The organism is Eubacterium maltosivorans, from assembly GCF_002441855.2.
Lineage (GTDB): Bacteria > Bacillota > Clostridia > Eubacteriales > Eubacteriaceae > Eubacterium > Eubacterium maltosivorans.
Window position 1 is genome coordinate 642,917 of record NZ_CP029487.1, and the last position, 14,218, is coordinate 657,134.

Annotated in this window: 8 protein-coding genes; 7 read left to right on the plus strand and 1 reads right to left on the minus strand. The window is 49.3% G+C overall.

Annotation, left to right across the window (positions count from 1 at the left end; translation table 11 throughout):
- Positions 1-38 precede the first annotated feature (38 nt).
- A complete protein-coding gene (locus CPZ25_RS03195) occupies positions 39-452 on the plus strand; it encodes a DUF2871 domain-containing protein (RefSeq protein WP_058694637.1) in 414 nt (137 codons plus the stop codon).
- A gap of 80 nt (positions 453-532) precedes the next feature.
- On the opposite strand, the gene CPZ25_RS03200 is transcribed toward CPZ25_RS03195, so the two are convergent.
- Positions 533-3,082, minus strand: a complete 2,550-nt coding sequence (locus tag CPZ25_RS03200) for a winged helix-turn-helix domain-containing protein (RefSeq protein WP_096919894.1) — start codon at positions 3,080-3,082, stop codon at positions 533-535.
- Between the two features lie 223 nt (positions 3,083-3,305).
- Between CPZ25_RS03200 and CPZ25_RS03205 the strand changes: the two genes are divergently transcribed.
- From CPZ25_RS03205 to CPZ25_RS03230, 6 genes are all read left to right on the plus strand, one after another.
- Complete coding sequence (locus tag CPZ25_RS03205) at positions 3,306-6,800, plus strand: hypothetical protein (protein WP_096919893.1); 3,495 nt, start codon at positions 3,306-3,308, stop codon at positions 6,798-6,800.
- Between the two features lie 18 nt (positions 6,801-6,818).
- Positions 6,819-8,798: an alkyl/aryl-sulfatase gene (locus CPZ25_RS03210; RefSeq protein ID WP_096919892.1), complete on the plus strand. Its 1,980-nt coding sequence runs from the start codon at positions 6,819-6,821 to the stop codon at positions 8,796-8,798.
- 119 nt (positions 8,799-8,917) lie between these two features.
- Positions 8,918-10,783, plus strand: coding sequence for a TIGR03960 family B12-binding radical SAM protein (locus CPZ25_RS03215; protein WP_096919891.1), 1,866 nt, complete (start codon positions 8,918-8,920; stop codon positions 10,781-10,783).
- On the plus strand, positions 10,764-11,438 hold the full coding sequence (locus CPZ25_RS03220; RefSeq protein WP_096919890.1) for a TIGR03936 family radical SAM-associated protein: 675 nt from the start codon (positions 10,764-10,766) through the stop codon (positions 11,436-11,438). Before CPZ25_RS03215 ends, CPZ25_RS03220 begins: the two co-directional genes overlap by 20 nt.
- 1,020 nt (positions 11,439-12,458) lie before the next feature.
- Positions 12,459-13,019 carry a hypothetical protein gene (locus CPZ25_RS03225; RefSeq protein WP_096919889.1) on the plus strand — a complete coding sequence of 187 codons (561 nt, stop codon included), beginning with the start codon at positions 12,459-12,461 and terminating at the stop codon, positions 13,017-13,019.
- Between the two features lie 929 nt (positions 13,020-13,948).
- A complete protein-coding gene (locus CPZ25_RS03230; protein ID WP_058694630.1) occupies positions 13,949-14,197 on the plus strand; it encodes a TIGR03905 family TSCPD domain-containing protein in 249 nt (82 codons plus the stop codon).
- Positions 14,198-14,218: the final 21 nt, after the last annotated feature.

The following is a 14,218-nucleotide window of genomic DNA, read 5'->3' on the forward strand; positions in this document are numbered from 1 at the left end:
GATAATGAACACTGTTCATATTAAAGGAGAATAAGCAAATGAAAAAAATGATCAACACAGCCTTTACCTATGCGCTACTCGCTATGGCAGGCGGTGTGTTTTACAGAGAATTCACAAAATTCAACCACTTTACCGGCCAGACAAACCTGGGCTTTGTCCATACGCATCTCTTTATACTGGGCATGATCGGGTTTCTGGTTGTGGCCTTGTTTGTCAAGAACCTGCCCGATGTCCTGGCCGACAGAAAATTCAAAGTATTTTATATCCTGTATAACTTCGGTCTCTGTATTACGGCCGTCACACTGGCATGGCGCGGTATTATTCAGGTGCTGTCGGTTCCGGTCAGCAGCGGCCTGAACGCCTCCATTTCCGGTATCGCCGGCATTGGCCACATCTTACTCGGTATCGGGATTGTATTATTCTTCCTGATAATCAGGAAAAAAGCTGACTAAAAAAGACAGCCGCGCAAACGTGCGGCTGTCTTTTCTGTATTAAGCAAGAAACCGGGACGTTTTTACACCGGTCTCCTGCTTTAATCGATAAGCCCAAGCTCCCGGGCTTTCAGTACGGCGTCCATCGCGTTGTTGACGCCCAGTTTTTTATAAGCGATCGACGTATGGCTTTTGATGGTTGGAATGGCCAGCCCTGTGATTTCAGCAATCTCAGCGTTTCGGTAGCCCTGGGAGAGCAGGGTTAACATATAGCGCTGCTGCTTTGACAGTTTTACAGGCTTCTGGCTGTCTTCGCTGGCTGGCAGCATGCCGCTATGGCTTTTGGACATACTGTAAGCGGCCAGACTAATGTCATTGACAAAAATACGGTTCAGCCCGTCCGGGCTTTTTTCCAGCTGTTTCATGAGATATTTGAGCGCCGGCAAAATAGCGGCGCCCTCATCGGCCACAAGACGCACAAATCCATAGGGCTGCAGCAGCATCAAAGCTTTTTTCAGTAATGACGCCGCTTCTTTTTTATTGCCGCGTGACCATTCCAGCTCCGCACGCAGTATAATGGCCTCAGCAGCGTCGAGAGGACGGTTCAGATTTTTACCATAATTCTCCAGCAGATTAAGATAGTGCATCGCCCTCTCGGTTTTTCCGAGCACCATAAGGGCTCTGGCTGTAGTAAAGTGCTGAAACGTCCGGTAAAGCTCAATGTGATCTGTTTCCACGACAAAGTACTGTTCGAGCCAGTCCCGGGCGGAAGCCAGGTCCCCGTCAAGCAGCTTCAGCCGTGTTTTATAGGCTGCCAGATTCGGCAAAAAGAACTGGGCAGAGCAGTCTACGAGCCTTTCCAGCGCTTCCATCACTCTGGCTGCCTGCTCGTCCCGGTTCAACTGCCACAGCAGGGTGTGCTCCATCAGGGTCACACAGATACGTCCCTCAATTTTGCTGCTTTCAGACATAAAAGACTGCGTCTGGTGGTTTTGCTCAAGTGCCTCCTCCAGCCGGTTGCGCTCATATAAAAAGCAAACGCCAATGCCTGGGCGGATGTATGCCCACTCTGCGCCCAGGAGCGGAGCAAAAGTTTTATCAATTTTGTCCAGAATACCCGGGTCAAGGGCCAGCTCGGAGTAATCGAGATTGCTGCGGTGCATATAGGGCAGGTTATGCGTAAAGGAGGCGATGGCGGTAGCGAGTCCTTCAGGCGTATAACGTCTGACAAAACGGCCAAAGAGATTGTAATTGCGGACTTTTACCCGGAGGCTGACCCGGTAGTCCACGCTGTAGGCCAGAATGGCGTACTCCACAAACCGCGGGTCGGCTTTGGCAATGCGCGGAAGATTTCGGATAATGCCGTCCATGTGAAGGGCATAGGACTCGTGTCTGCCGGTGAGGTAGTAGTACCAGGCCCCCAGGATATGCAGCACAGGAAATTCCCGGTAGGCCTGTTCAGGAATCTCCTTCACAAAAAACGATCTCAGAAAATCCGCGTAGTCGGCGACAATGCCCCGGTTGTTTTCAAAGAGAAAAAGAGCCAGGTAGCTGTCGATTCCCTTATAATCACCGCTGTCCATCCAAAATCGCAGAGCCTTGGAGTAGTCATGCTTTTCCTTATAATAAAAGGCCGCTGTTTTATAAAGACGGCTGGTTTCCAGCCCGGAGGTTTTGAGGTGCTCCCGCAGAAAATCCTGAAACAGATGGTGGTAGCGGTAGGTGTTTTCATTGAGACAAATCAGAAAGGAGTTTGTGCGGCTCAGGTATTCCAATGTTTCCAGTGTATCCTTTTTTCCGGTCAGGGCTTTTGCTAGCTCCGTGTCAAAAGTATCCGCCACAGCGGTTTTCAGGCAGAATTCCCGGAGCTCAGACGGCCATTTATCCCAGAGCTGCCGCTCGAAATACCGTGAGAAATCATATTCCGCGATACCGGTTTTAATCTGACCGGATTTGGCAATGGCGTTGACGCCAATTGCCCAGCCATCAGTTGCCTGATAAACCAAATGCGCTTTCTCCATTGTCAGAGGGCGGTCGAGACTTTCGAAATAAAGGCGGATTTCATCCTCGGAAAAACGCAGCTGCTCCGGCAGGATGATACTGGTATCCGGCCTTTTAAACAGGACACTGAAGGCATCGGGAACAGCGTGCCGGGACAGGATCAGTATGGTAAAGGTCTGGGGCAGCCGCTTTAAAATTAAAGGCAGGGACTTGATGATCTCGGCATTGTCAATCAGGTGCATGTCATCGAGCACCAGACAGCAGGGCGGGCTGCCCGGGAGCATCTCCGAGATGAGACGGACGGTATGCTCCACGGGGGAGGCCGAGAAATCCGGGTGAACTAACAGAGCGTGCATGGCTTCATTGTCTGGTTGAAGGGAGAACAGCCCTGTGGCCAGCTGCTTGTAAAAAACAGAGGGGATGTTGTCGTAGCGGTCCAGGCCGATCCAGATTGTTTTCCGGCCGCTCGCGTTTACCCACAGGAGGGCCGAGACGGTTTTCCCGCTGCCCGCCTGAGCGCCAACGTAGATAAAACGGTTATCGGCGGCCCGGTTAAAGGCGCGCAGAAGATTATGACGCGGAGCGCACACCTCTGGAAGCAGGCAGGGAGTGAATTTTTCGCTAAGAAAGCTTGTGGGATTATCCTTCATAATGATTTCCTTTTCATATATAATTGAGTAAAGTCTATCACAGAAAAGCATTAAATTCCAGTTTTTCTTCATACGGTATGAGGTTTATCAGTGGTATTTTAGCTTTTTCCCGGAAGACGCCCACATGTTTTTTTATCCAGACCTCATACCGGATGATTTTATTTTGGAGACCGCTCCCTTATAATAAAACTTATAGAAAACGATGCGTGATGGGAGAGAAAAAATGCTGAAGAAAAAAATATTAAAGATTACGAGCCTTCTGATCATTGGCTTCTGGACGGTCTCCCTGGTGAGCCCGGTTTTCGCGGCGGCAGGCGATGAGGAGGTTCAGGGACCTGTGACCGATTATATTGTGACAAAGATTGCCGACGAATGTATTGAGGTCGTCGACGGTTGGGTGGTCTCCGGGCTCAATTATGCCGCGGACAAGACAGGCGTCAACATGTTCTCAACCATGGCGGACCTGCTGACTTTTCCCTCGGGCAAGGATACCTCGGAAATTTTAAAGCTGTGCCAGGAAATGAAAGACGAGCTGGACGCCATGCAGACAGAGATGGACGCCATCAGCGATAAGCTGGATTCCCTGGTCGGCAATCTGGAAAAGCTGATCAATGAGAATACCTGGTACGATAACCGGCGCGAGTACTCTGAAATCATGAACAAATACGAGAGCGCCTACGCCGATTACACCAATTATCTGGATGCGGCACAGAAATATACGAAAGCCCTTGAGACCGGCGATCCCGAGGCGATCGAAAGCGAAATGCATGAGATGAACGGCTTTCTCATCAATTTCACTGAAAACTTTGACCCCACAAAAACCGGCGATCCCATCAGCTTCAAGAGCGATCTGCGAAAAATGGCCATGTACGCATGCCGGTATTATCCTTCCTACGACCGAAGTAATCCGAAGCCCGTTTTGAGCCCCACAAACAGCATCACGCTGTTAGATAACGCCAAACGCGTCACAGACCAGACCGTTGCCTTTGAGCACCAGCAGTGCGACGTGCTCTTTCAGCAGATGGACGATTGTATCCGGCCCTTTAACTATCTCGTGATGGTCAACCGCATATGGTTGGATTATAACGTCTCGGCCAATGCGGACGCCAACACGCTCGACAAGCTCAGAACCGAGCAGGAAACCGTTATTAACGAAACAGTTCAGGCCATCAATGATATTTCAAGCCAGGGAAAGGCCTATACGGACGGCCTTATGCGTTCTTATGACGCAGAGATCGACCTGCCCCTGCGTTTTTCATCCTCCAGCAGCGAACACATGAAGGGGGAAGGTTTATGGCCAAGCCTTCGCTACAGGCCTTACGATTTACAGCGCTTGGCGAACTGGACCAAACCCGAAATGCCAGCCTACCAGATGAAGGCGCTCGGGTCAGAGATACCCTTTATCCTCCTGAAAGAGGGCGGTGAGTTCGGCGATCTGACTCATGACGGGCTGTTTGTCCTGAAAGATGAGTATGTCTGGAATTCCAGTGTCGGAAAAAACGACCATTTTGAGTACAGCACAGTGAGCCAGGATTTTTTGAACGTGGGCTTTTCTGCCGACGGCAATTATATGGGGCTGACATCCGCCAGTATCTTGAAAAGGATGATCAATACACCGGCTTACCGTCTGGCGGGGACGAACAGCATTGTGGATTATCTGGTAAATTATGGGGGCATCCGTCCAGAGCACCTGCCTCAGGGGGCGGACAGCGCGGTCATCAACAAGTGGGATTCGGCGGCTAACCACATTTCTGTGGAGGGCGGCGTAAGGGTAACGGGCAGCTGGTGCTGCACCTACTACTATATCGACGGTCTCACAGGCTACCGTCTGGATGACAGTGATTCCAAGATCGATAAGCGTATTAAAGGAATGCTGACCAGTCCGGAGCATTTTAAAGAAAATCTGAGAAACGTCTCACTTTTATCGATTATGCAGGGGAATTCGCGCCCCCGCTATCTGGGAACGACAGAAGCGGCGGGGGGAACCGCCGTTCATCTGTCCAGCACAAACGGCTATAGCCAGGCCTCCGGGCCTGTAACGCTGACTGTAGACAGCTCAGGACTGGGCGGCAATAAGCAGGTGAAAAGCGTCGATCTGCTCGACGCAAAGGGACGTGTGCTTGATACCCTTCTCACCGCAGACGCCTTTGAGTATTTTAAAAAGGATGACGACACAGTCAGCTTTACGTTCACAGCACCCTATCAGAACTACACTGTCCGGACAACGGTCAGTGAAAAGCCTGAGGCGGCGGCGCCGTCCGTCAATGACCGCGGGAGCCTGCTCCTGTTAGAAGAACAAAACGGACCAAAGGAAATGATATCCACGGATATCTACACCTTTGAGGATTTAAAGCGTGCGGCCAGAGCAGTAGCCAGCGAACCGGAAACCTACGCGCGCGCCAACTTTACCGTCATGGCAGACATCGACGCCGGCGGACAGGCCTGGGAGCTGCCGATCGGCACGGCCGTCAATCCTTACAACGGCACCTTCAACGGCAAGGGGCACACCATCAGCGGCATGACAGCTGACGGAAGTGGCCTTCAGGGGCTGTTTGGCCGGATTGGGACAGAGGGCGTCGTTAAAAATTTAAGAATTTTTGATACAGATATCCAATCCAGCACCTCTTACGCGGGCGCCATTGCTGCTGTCAACGAGGGAAGAATCGAGTACTGCCATACCGGAGCGGGACATCTTCTGACCGACAACGCAGATGCTCCTGGCCTGGACGACATGAATACCCATGTCAAATCCGATACCACTGCCGGCGGCATCGCCGGAAAAAACAGCGGTGTGATCATCAACGCCTCGTCGGCTGGCAGCGTGGCAGCCCAGAACGCCGGCGGTTTGGCGGGGGAAAACAGCGGCGAAATCCACAATAGCTTTGCAACAGCCATCGCGAAAATTGAGGGCAGCCTCTATTCCGGCGGTATAGCGGCCACCAATGCAGGCACGCTGCGAAACGTCTACTTTGGAGGCGTCACCGAGGGTGGCGCGGACGGGGCCATCGCGGGAAAAAACCAGTCCGATGCGCTGGACGCCTGCTATTATGACAGCGGCCTCGACGCGGCCAGCGGCGAAGGCAGCATCACAGCTCAGTCCGTTTCAATAAACGAAATGAAGCAGGATGGGTTTAAAAATCAACTGAACAGCAGGGTTTCTGAAGGCGATTATTTCTGGCGCCGGGCTGACGCGGTTAATCTTGGTCTGCCTTATATAGATCAGGACGCTTACTGCGCGCGTACACTGGAAGATCCGGTCACTGGAATCGGCCTGTCCGGAGAGCATATTCACGCGGCGGCCACGCTGGCCATAACGCCGGTTGACGCCTCCTCCCAGGATTATCAAAACCTGCTGAAGGAAAACAGCAGCCTGCTTGGCCTTTATGACATTTCTCTGACTACACCAAAGGGTGAAGCGGCTTTTGAAGGCAGCCTGGATCTGGCTTTCCCAGGAGCGGGGCAGGATATGGAAAAAATCGGGATTCTTCACAATACCGGAGAAAATGCTAAAGTCTATGAGGGCAGAAAGGGCCCGGACGGCCGGTATCATATCACAGTGGATCATCTGTCACTCTTTGGTATTGTCGAGCCGCCCGCTTCGTTTGCTCCGATCATTTTAGCCGCAGTGTTGGGCATTTCCGCTGTCATCATTTTTGCGGGAATTTACTTGATACGGAAAAAAAGTTCGACAACCGATAAAAAAGCAGATAAAATATAGAAAAAAGGAGGCTTCAAAATGAAAAAGTCACAATTGCTTTTATCCATGGGCCTTGCGGCCGCGTTGTTTGCGCTGTCGTCCTGTGCTGGCGGAAGGTCAGACGTCAATCTTGACGCCACCGTCAAGGAGGCAGGCAAAGCCACCGCCGATAAAAATGAGACGGTCTGTGCTGCGCTGGATTTCTCCGACGAGCAGGAGAAAACCTTTGCGGAAAAAGGACTTATCGCCGCACCCGAGACACTGGAACTCAAGGACAAAAATGGCAAGGTGGTCTGGAGTCAGAAGGCTTATGCCTTTGTCGAGAACGCAGAGGCACCGGATACGGTCAACCCGAGCCTGTGGCGAAATACCCAGCTCAATCATTTGTACGGCCTGTTCGAGGTAACGGACGGCATTTATCAGGTTCGAGGCTACGATATGACCAATATCACCTTTATCCGCGGCAACGCCGGATGGATTGTCTTTGACCCGCTCATGAGCACAGAGTGCTCCGCTGCCGCCATGCAGCTGGTCAATGAAAGCCTGGGCGAAAGGCCAGTAACTGCGGTGGTTATGAGCCACCCACATGTGGACCATTATGGCGGCATCAAGGGGATCATCAGCGAGGAGGAGGTCATCTCCCGGGCCATTCCCATCATTGTGCCCGAGGGTTTTGAGGAACACGCAGTCAGCGAAAATGTCTACGCAGGAAACGCCATGGGACGGCGCGCGGGCTACCAGTACGGCACTTTTCTGGATAAAAGCGCCACGGGTTCCCTTTCCATCGGCATCGGAATGGGGCAGTCCACTGGGACAGTCTCCTATATTTCTCCAAATGATACCATTAAACAGACCGGTGAAACCCGGACCATTGACGGCGTGACCATGGAATTCCAGCTGACGCCGGGTACAGAGGCCCCTGTTGAGATGAACACCTGGTTCGCAGATAAAAAAGCGCTCTGGATCGCTGAAAACTGCACAGGAACCCTGCATAACCTCTATACGCTGCGCGGGGCGCAGATACGCGACGGCAATGCCTGGGCCGAATACATCATGGAAGCCCTGACCCGTTACGGAAAAGACGCCGAGGTCGTTTTTCAGTCTCATAACTGGCCGCACTGGGGCAATGACGTTATCAGCAGCTATCTGAAAAATACAGCGGCCATGTATAAATTCATCAATGACCAGACCCTCATGTACATTAATCAGGGCTACACCTCCGACGAGATTTCCAACATGATCACCCTGCCGGAAAGCCTGGAAAAGAACTGGTACACACGCCAGTATTATGGCACAGTTGCCCACAACGCCAAGGCTGTTTATCAGAAATATATGGGCTGGTATGACGCCAACCCGGTAAATCTGAACCCGCTCACGCCAAGCGACAGCGCCAAAAAATATGTGGAATATATGGGCGACACCAACGAAGTGCTGAAAAAAGCCAAAGCCGATTTTGACAGAGGCGAGTACCAGTGGGTAGCCGAAATTACCAACGTACTGGTCTTTGCCGACCCGGATAACAAAGACGCGCGCTTCCTGTGCGCCGACGCCCTTGAACAGCTCGGCTACCAGGCAGAATCCGGCACCTGGCGCAACGCCTACCTGTCCGGCGCCAGAGAACTGAGAGAGGGAACCACGACAGACGCGGCTTTCAAGGCCAACAGCAGCGCCGACCTTAAAAAATCCATGACACCGGAAATGATGATGGACTACATGGGAATTTTAACAGATTCTAACGCGGCGCAGAATCTCAACCTGAAAATCAATCTGAACTTTACCGACACCGACCCTTATCTGCTGTGTGTGGATTCTGGCGTGCTCCTCTACCAGAAAGGCGTTCAGGCAAATGACGCCGACGCGACGCTGACTCTGCCCAGAGTTGCCATGTTCGCGATTTTAAACAAGGACGAAGACCAGCAGAAAAATGCTATTAAAATCGAGGGAGACCAGGATATCCTCAAAAAGCTGACGGAGCACATGGTGACCTTCGAGTATTTTTTCAATATTGTCGAACCATAAACCGAGCCAGGAGCACGGCACATTTTTGCGCCGTGCTCTTTTTCAGAATCCCTTTTGACTTTTGTGCCTGGTTATTGTAAGATAGGAAGGCTAACGAAATAAAATACAAAGAGGATACAATGCAATACGATAAAGAGTTGATCAATAAAAAGGTGCTGCCCCTGGTCACAAAGCCCATCACCTACCAGGGCAATGAGGTGGGAGCAGTGCATAAGGACCTGAAGGATACCACGATCCGGTACGCCTTTGCTTTCCCCGACACCTATGAGGTGGGCATGTCCCACCTGGGCATGAAAATACTGTACAGCCTGCTTAACGACGAAGCGGATATCTGGTGTGAGCGGGTCTTTGCGCCCTGGGTGGATATGGAAGAACAGATGCGCAGCCGGGAAATCCCGCTTTACGCGCTGGAATCCATGGATCCCATTTCAGAATTTGACTTTGTGGGTTTTACCCTCCAGTATGAGATGAGTTACACCAACCTCATCAATATGCTGGAGCTGGGCGGCATCCCTCTGCTTTCAGAGGACCGCGGCGAAGAGACGCCCTTCATTATGGCGGGGGGCCCCTGCGCCTACAATCCCGAACCACTGGCCGATTTTGTGGATATTTTTGTCATCGGCGAGGCTGAGGAGTCCATTCTGGAGCTTATGGACGCATACCGGAGCTTTAAGGCAGAGGGCGGCACAAGGGAAGACTACCTGAAAAAAGCCGCGGCCATCGAGGGCGTCTATGTTCCGGCTTTTTACGAGGCGGCTTATCATGAGGACGGCACCCTAAAGGCTTTTACCCCCACTATCGAGGAAGCGCCCGTCAAGGTCCGCAAGCGTTTTATAAAAGACCTTGATAACGCCTATTATCCCGAAGCATATGTCGTGCCCTACACCGAAACCGTCCATGACCGGGTGAGCTATGAGATTTTCAGAGGCTGCGGCCGGGGCTGCCGTTTCTGCCAGGCGGGAATGATCTACCGTCCGATCCGCGAGAAAAGCCTGAATACCATCGAGGAGGGCATCAAGGCGCTTCTCAGATCAACCGGTTACGAGGAGATCTCTCTGGCTTCTTTGAGCTCCGGCGACTATTCAAAAATCGAGACACTTATCGAGGATCTGGTTTTTGACTACGAGGACCAGTGCATCGGCGTATCGCTGCCGTCACTGCGCATTGACTCCCTGAGCATTGATATGTTGGAGCAGATTCAGAAAATCCGGAAAACCGGCATCACCCTCGCGCCGGAGGCCGGCACCCAGCGCATGCGTGACGTCATCAATAAAGGGGTGACTGAGGAGAACCTTCTAAGCACTGTGCGCACCGCCTTTGAACGCGGCTGGGGCCATATCAAGCTTTATTTTATGATCGGTCTGCCCACCGAAACCGAGACCGACATTGCCGGCATCGCCGATCTGGGGCAAAAGGTTCTGGATGAATACTACGCCGTGCCGAGAGAAAACCGCAATAAAGCGGTAAAAATTGTGCTGAGCACCTCCTGTTTTGTGCCCAAGCCTTTTACACCCTTCCAGTGGTTTGGACAAAATACCGGCGGTCAGTTCATCGAAAAACAGAAGCTGTTAAAATCTCTGATCAAAGACCGCAAAATCTCCTACAACTGGCATGACGGCTCTCTGAGCTATCTGGAAGCCGTGTTCGCCAGAGGTGACCGCCGTTTGGGCAAAGTACTGCTCAAGGCCCACGAGGCCGGCTGTAAATTTGACGGCTGGCAGGAGCATTACGATCATCAGAAATGGCTTTCTGTTTTTGAGGAGGCCGGCGTCGATCCGGATTTCTATGCCCTGCGGAGCCGCAGCTTTGACGAGCTGCTGCCCTGGGATTTCATTGATATCGGCGTGACAAAGGAATTCCTGCAAAAAGAATGGGAAAAATCAACAAAAGAGGCTCTGACGCCTTATTGCCGCGAGGGCTGCAGCAGCTGCGGCGTCATGCAATTCAGTAAAGGATGGAAATGCCATGAGCACTATACGGTTTAAATTCACCCGCGGCGAGGAGCTGCGTTTTATCTCACATTTAGATCAGCAGCGCCTGTTTCAGCGGGCATTTCGCCGGGCAGGGCTGAATATAGCCCACTCAAACGGCTTTAACCCGCATCCCAAACTGTCCTTTGCGCTGGCCATGTCTGTGGGGCTCATGAGCGACAGTGAGTACGGCGATGTGGTGCTGACCCGCGACATCGACCTGACTGAGTTTACCAAAAGGCTGAACGCCTCTCTGCCAGAAGGACTGAAGGTGGTAGAGGCCAGAAGAATCCCCCAGGGGAAAGCCTCTCTGAGCGCGTCTCTTACAGACAGCCGTTACCGGATCGAGGTCGCGCTGGAACCCAGGATAGACGCAGCGTCCCTGAACGAGGCATTAAGCGTCTACCAGTCTCTGGATGAGGTGATTCTTGAAAAAAGAAATAAGAAGGGAAAGCTGGTGCCTAAAAATATCCGTCCCTTTATTCAGGATATTCGGGTTCTTTCCGTACAGAATGGGACTGCCGTACTGGCGCTCAGGCTCAAATACATTGAGCAGCAGAGTGTCAAACCCGAGCTGGTTCTGCAGACAGTCAACCAGGCCGTAAAGCCCTGTTTTATCATCGACCCGACCATTGTTATGATCCGGGAAGAGCTGAACCTTAAATCCTGACAGCGCTTACGAAAACACTTAAGAAACGCAATGCACTGCGGAGCCCTTTAAAACAGAGGGTTCCGCAGTAGTTCAACACTTTAATGTGTACGTTTACAAAATCGTTACGCTTTGTTTACGAAAAAACCGTTTACAGAGATTGAAATCGTGGTATAATATAGACAAATCAAAGATCAAAGAAACATCAGTAATCTTTGAAAGGTCTTTAACAAGTGAATAGAAGCTCAGCTTTGGTAATGAAAATCAATAAGGTGATTATTGAAGATAGGCTGTATCAACACCTAGAAGAAGTAAACCCCAAAAGATTTTTATTAGAAGTATGAAAAAAAAGGAAAACCAAAAATATCCAGAATAAGATGTTGATGCAATAAGTCAATAATCGTAGTAAGATGTTAATGGTCGAATGGAATTTCAGAATTTAATAAACCCAAGGATAACAACAATCTAATGGTATCACTTGCTGGCTTGAAAAGTACATAAGTAGAAAATCAGATAGGGGCATAGCCTAAAGCTGGAGGAGTACACGACTTATAGCATATAGAGACTTAAGCGTCGAAGAATCCATGGAGTAGGTGATATTACATAAACGTGTTCCATATCGAAAAGGATTTTGAACGTGTAACCCAGTAAAGGACTGTAAGGATCACAAGTTGAGGAACTATTCAAAAAGATATAAAGATACTGAATGAAGCATTTGATATTTGGTTTAAAGATTCGAAAGGAGTGAGTCCAAAAGACATGCTAACTGAATCTGAACGCTAAGACCGGTTTTACAGAAACACCGAAACGAAGTAAAACTGGTCTTAGTCATTTTTTGAAGCCGAACCTGTTTTCCATGAGAAGCTGGCGGGGCTTTTTTTATTTTCATTTTTTTAGAAAATATTTAAAATAATTTAAAAAAGTACTTGACAAATCTATATGTAACAAATATAATTACAGTATAAACAGTAACAAAAAAAGTTACGGATAAATCAGTAAGACTATTACCGTAAAATTTAAAAAATTGAAGGAGTAAGAGAAATGAGATCACAGGAAGAAAAATTGTATGCAAACCCGTTATTGGACGAAAACGCAGTGGACAAGGCACCAGGCGCAGGCTACCACAACCCGCTTCAGGAATCCAGAGAATCCAGAAATGAGGAAGCCATTCTCGCGAGCTGCAAGTGCAAGAAGAACGACCCAAACGCCCCAGCTCCGGAAGCCCCAGCTGACAAAAAAGCCGAAGACGAGGTAAAGGCTGAAATGTACGCCAATCCGCTATTGGACGAAAACGCAGTGGACAAGGCGCCTGGCGCAGGCTACCATAACCCGCTTCAGAAATCCAGAGAATCCAGAAATGAGGAAGCCATTCTCGCAAGCTGCAAGTGCAAGAAAAACGACCCAAACGCCCCAGCTCCGGAAGCCCCAGCTGACAAAAAAGCCGAAGACGAGGTAAAGGCTGAAATGTACGCCAATCCGCTATTGGATGAAAACGCAGTGGACAAGGCGCCTGGCGCAGGCTACCATAACCCGCTTCAGGAATCCAGAGAATCCAGAAATGAGGAAGCTATCCTCGCAAGCTGCAAGTGCAAGAAAAACTAATCCGAATGATCGAAAACGCCCAAGACTATTTTTGCAAATAGCTTTGGGCGTTTTCGATTTTTTTGAAGGTTTGGACACTTTAGGATTTTTTAATAACTTTCATCTGTACTAAGTTTGTCACGGATCGTCTGACAAGGGTGATCTGAAATATGGTCTTTACACAGGTTCACAGGATTTCGTATAAATTAAACATTTCTTAAATTTTACAAATTCGTTACAAGAAAAACCTTTACATTTCCATGTAATCGTATTATAATATAGACAAATCAAAGATCAAGATCAACAGAAGTTGAAAATGACAGATTTGGAAGGTCATTGAAAAGTAAATAAGTCCCAACGACCAAGGATTAAACTATAAAGAGCAACAGTGGCTTATTCGGAAACAATAATTTATTATAAAACAGTAAGGCACGTTAATCATATATTTTGATCATAATTATTTAACACAAATTATCGTTAATGTTTCGGTTGAGTGAAGAATTGAAACGGATAATCGAAAGTAATTTAGTAGGTAACCTTAAAGAGTGTGAAGACAAATCTGAAGGACAATGAGTATTACATTTATAGCGTATCGAGACTTAAATGTGAAAGTTGTTGAGTAAGGCGTCTCACAAAGATAAATAATAAAAGATAGACACAGGACACACTGAAAAATACGAGTAGAATATTACAATTGAATAGGGAATAAGGTTGGGATGGTGTTTACTTAACAACAGAAGAAGATTTTGAGATTTGAAAATCAATTGAAGGGAGTGAGTCCGAAAGACATGCTAACCGAGATTGAACGCTAGAGCCGATTTGCCAGAAGTAAAAAAGCAGATCGGTTCTAGTTATTTTTTGTACTCTCTTTTGGACTTAAGCGCTTGTCAAAAAAAATAATTTATGGTAAGGTTATCTCTGGAATTTTTTATATAAAAAAGGAGATTATCATGCGATACGAATATACAACACAGGGCGTTTGCTCCCGTTCCATCAGCTTTGATGTGGAGGACGGCATCATAAAGAATCTTGAGTTTATGGGCGGCTGCAACGGCAACGCCAAAGGAATTTCAGCGCTGGTCGAAGGGCAGAGGGTGGAGGATGTTATTCCAAAACTCAGCGGCATCACCTGCGGCTATAAAACCACATCCTGCCCAGATCAGCTGTCCAAGGCTTTAAAGGCGCTGGCGCAGGCATAAATATCCGGTAAATACAAATAA

Excerpts from the sequence above, each read along its gene's own strand:
- CPZ25_RS03205 (WP_096919893.1), top strand. The coding sequence starts at position 3,306 with ATGCTGAAGAAAAAAATATTAAAGATTACGAGCCTTCTGATCATTGGC.
- CPZ25_RS03225 (WP_096919889.1), top strand. The coding sequence starts at position 12,459 with ATGAGATCACAGGAAGAAAAATTGTATGCAAACCCGTTATTGGACGAA.
- CPZ25_RS03200 (WP_096919894.1), bottom strand. The coding sequence starts at position 3,082 with ATGAAGGATAATCCCACAAGCTTTCTTAGCGAAAAATTCACTCCCTGC.
- CPZ25_RS03210 (WP_096919892.1), top strand. The coding sequence starts at position 6,819 with ATGAAAAAGTCACAATTGCTTTTATCCATGGGCCTTGCGGCCGCGTTG.
- CPZ25_RS03220 (WP_096919890.1), top strand. The coding sequence starts at position 10,764 with ATGAGCACTATACGGTTTAAATTCACCCGCGGCGAGGAGCTGCGTTTT.
- CPZ25_RS03230 (WP_058694630.1), top strand. The coding sequence starts at position 13,949 with ATGCGATACGAATATACAACACAGGGCGTTTGCTCCCGTTCCATCAGC.
- CPZ25_RS03215 (WP_096919891.1), top strand. The coding sequence starts at position 8,918 with ATGCAATACGATAAAGAGTTGATCAATAAAAAGGTGCTGCCCCTGGTC.
- CPZ25_RS03195 (WP_058694637.1), top strand. The coding sequence starts at position 39 with ATGAAAAAAATGATCAACACAGCCTTTACCTATGCGCTACTCGCTATG.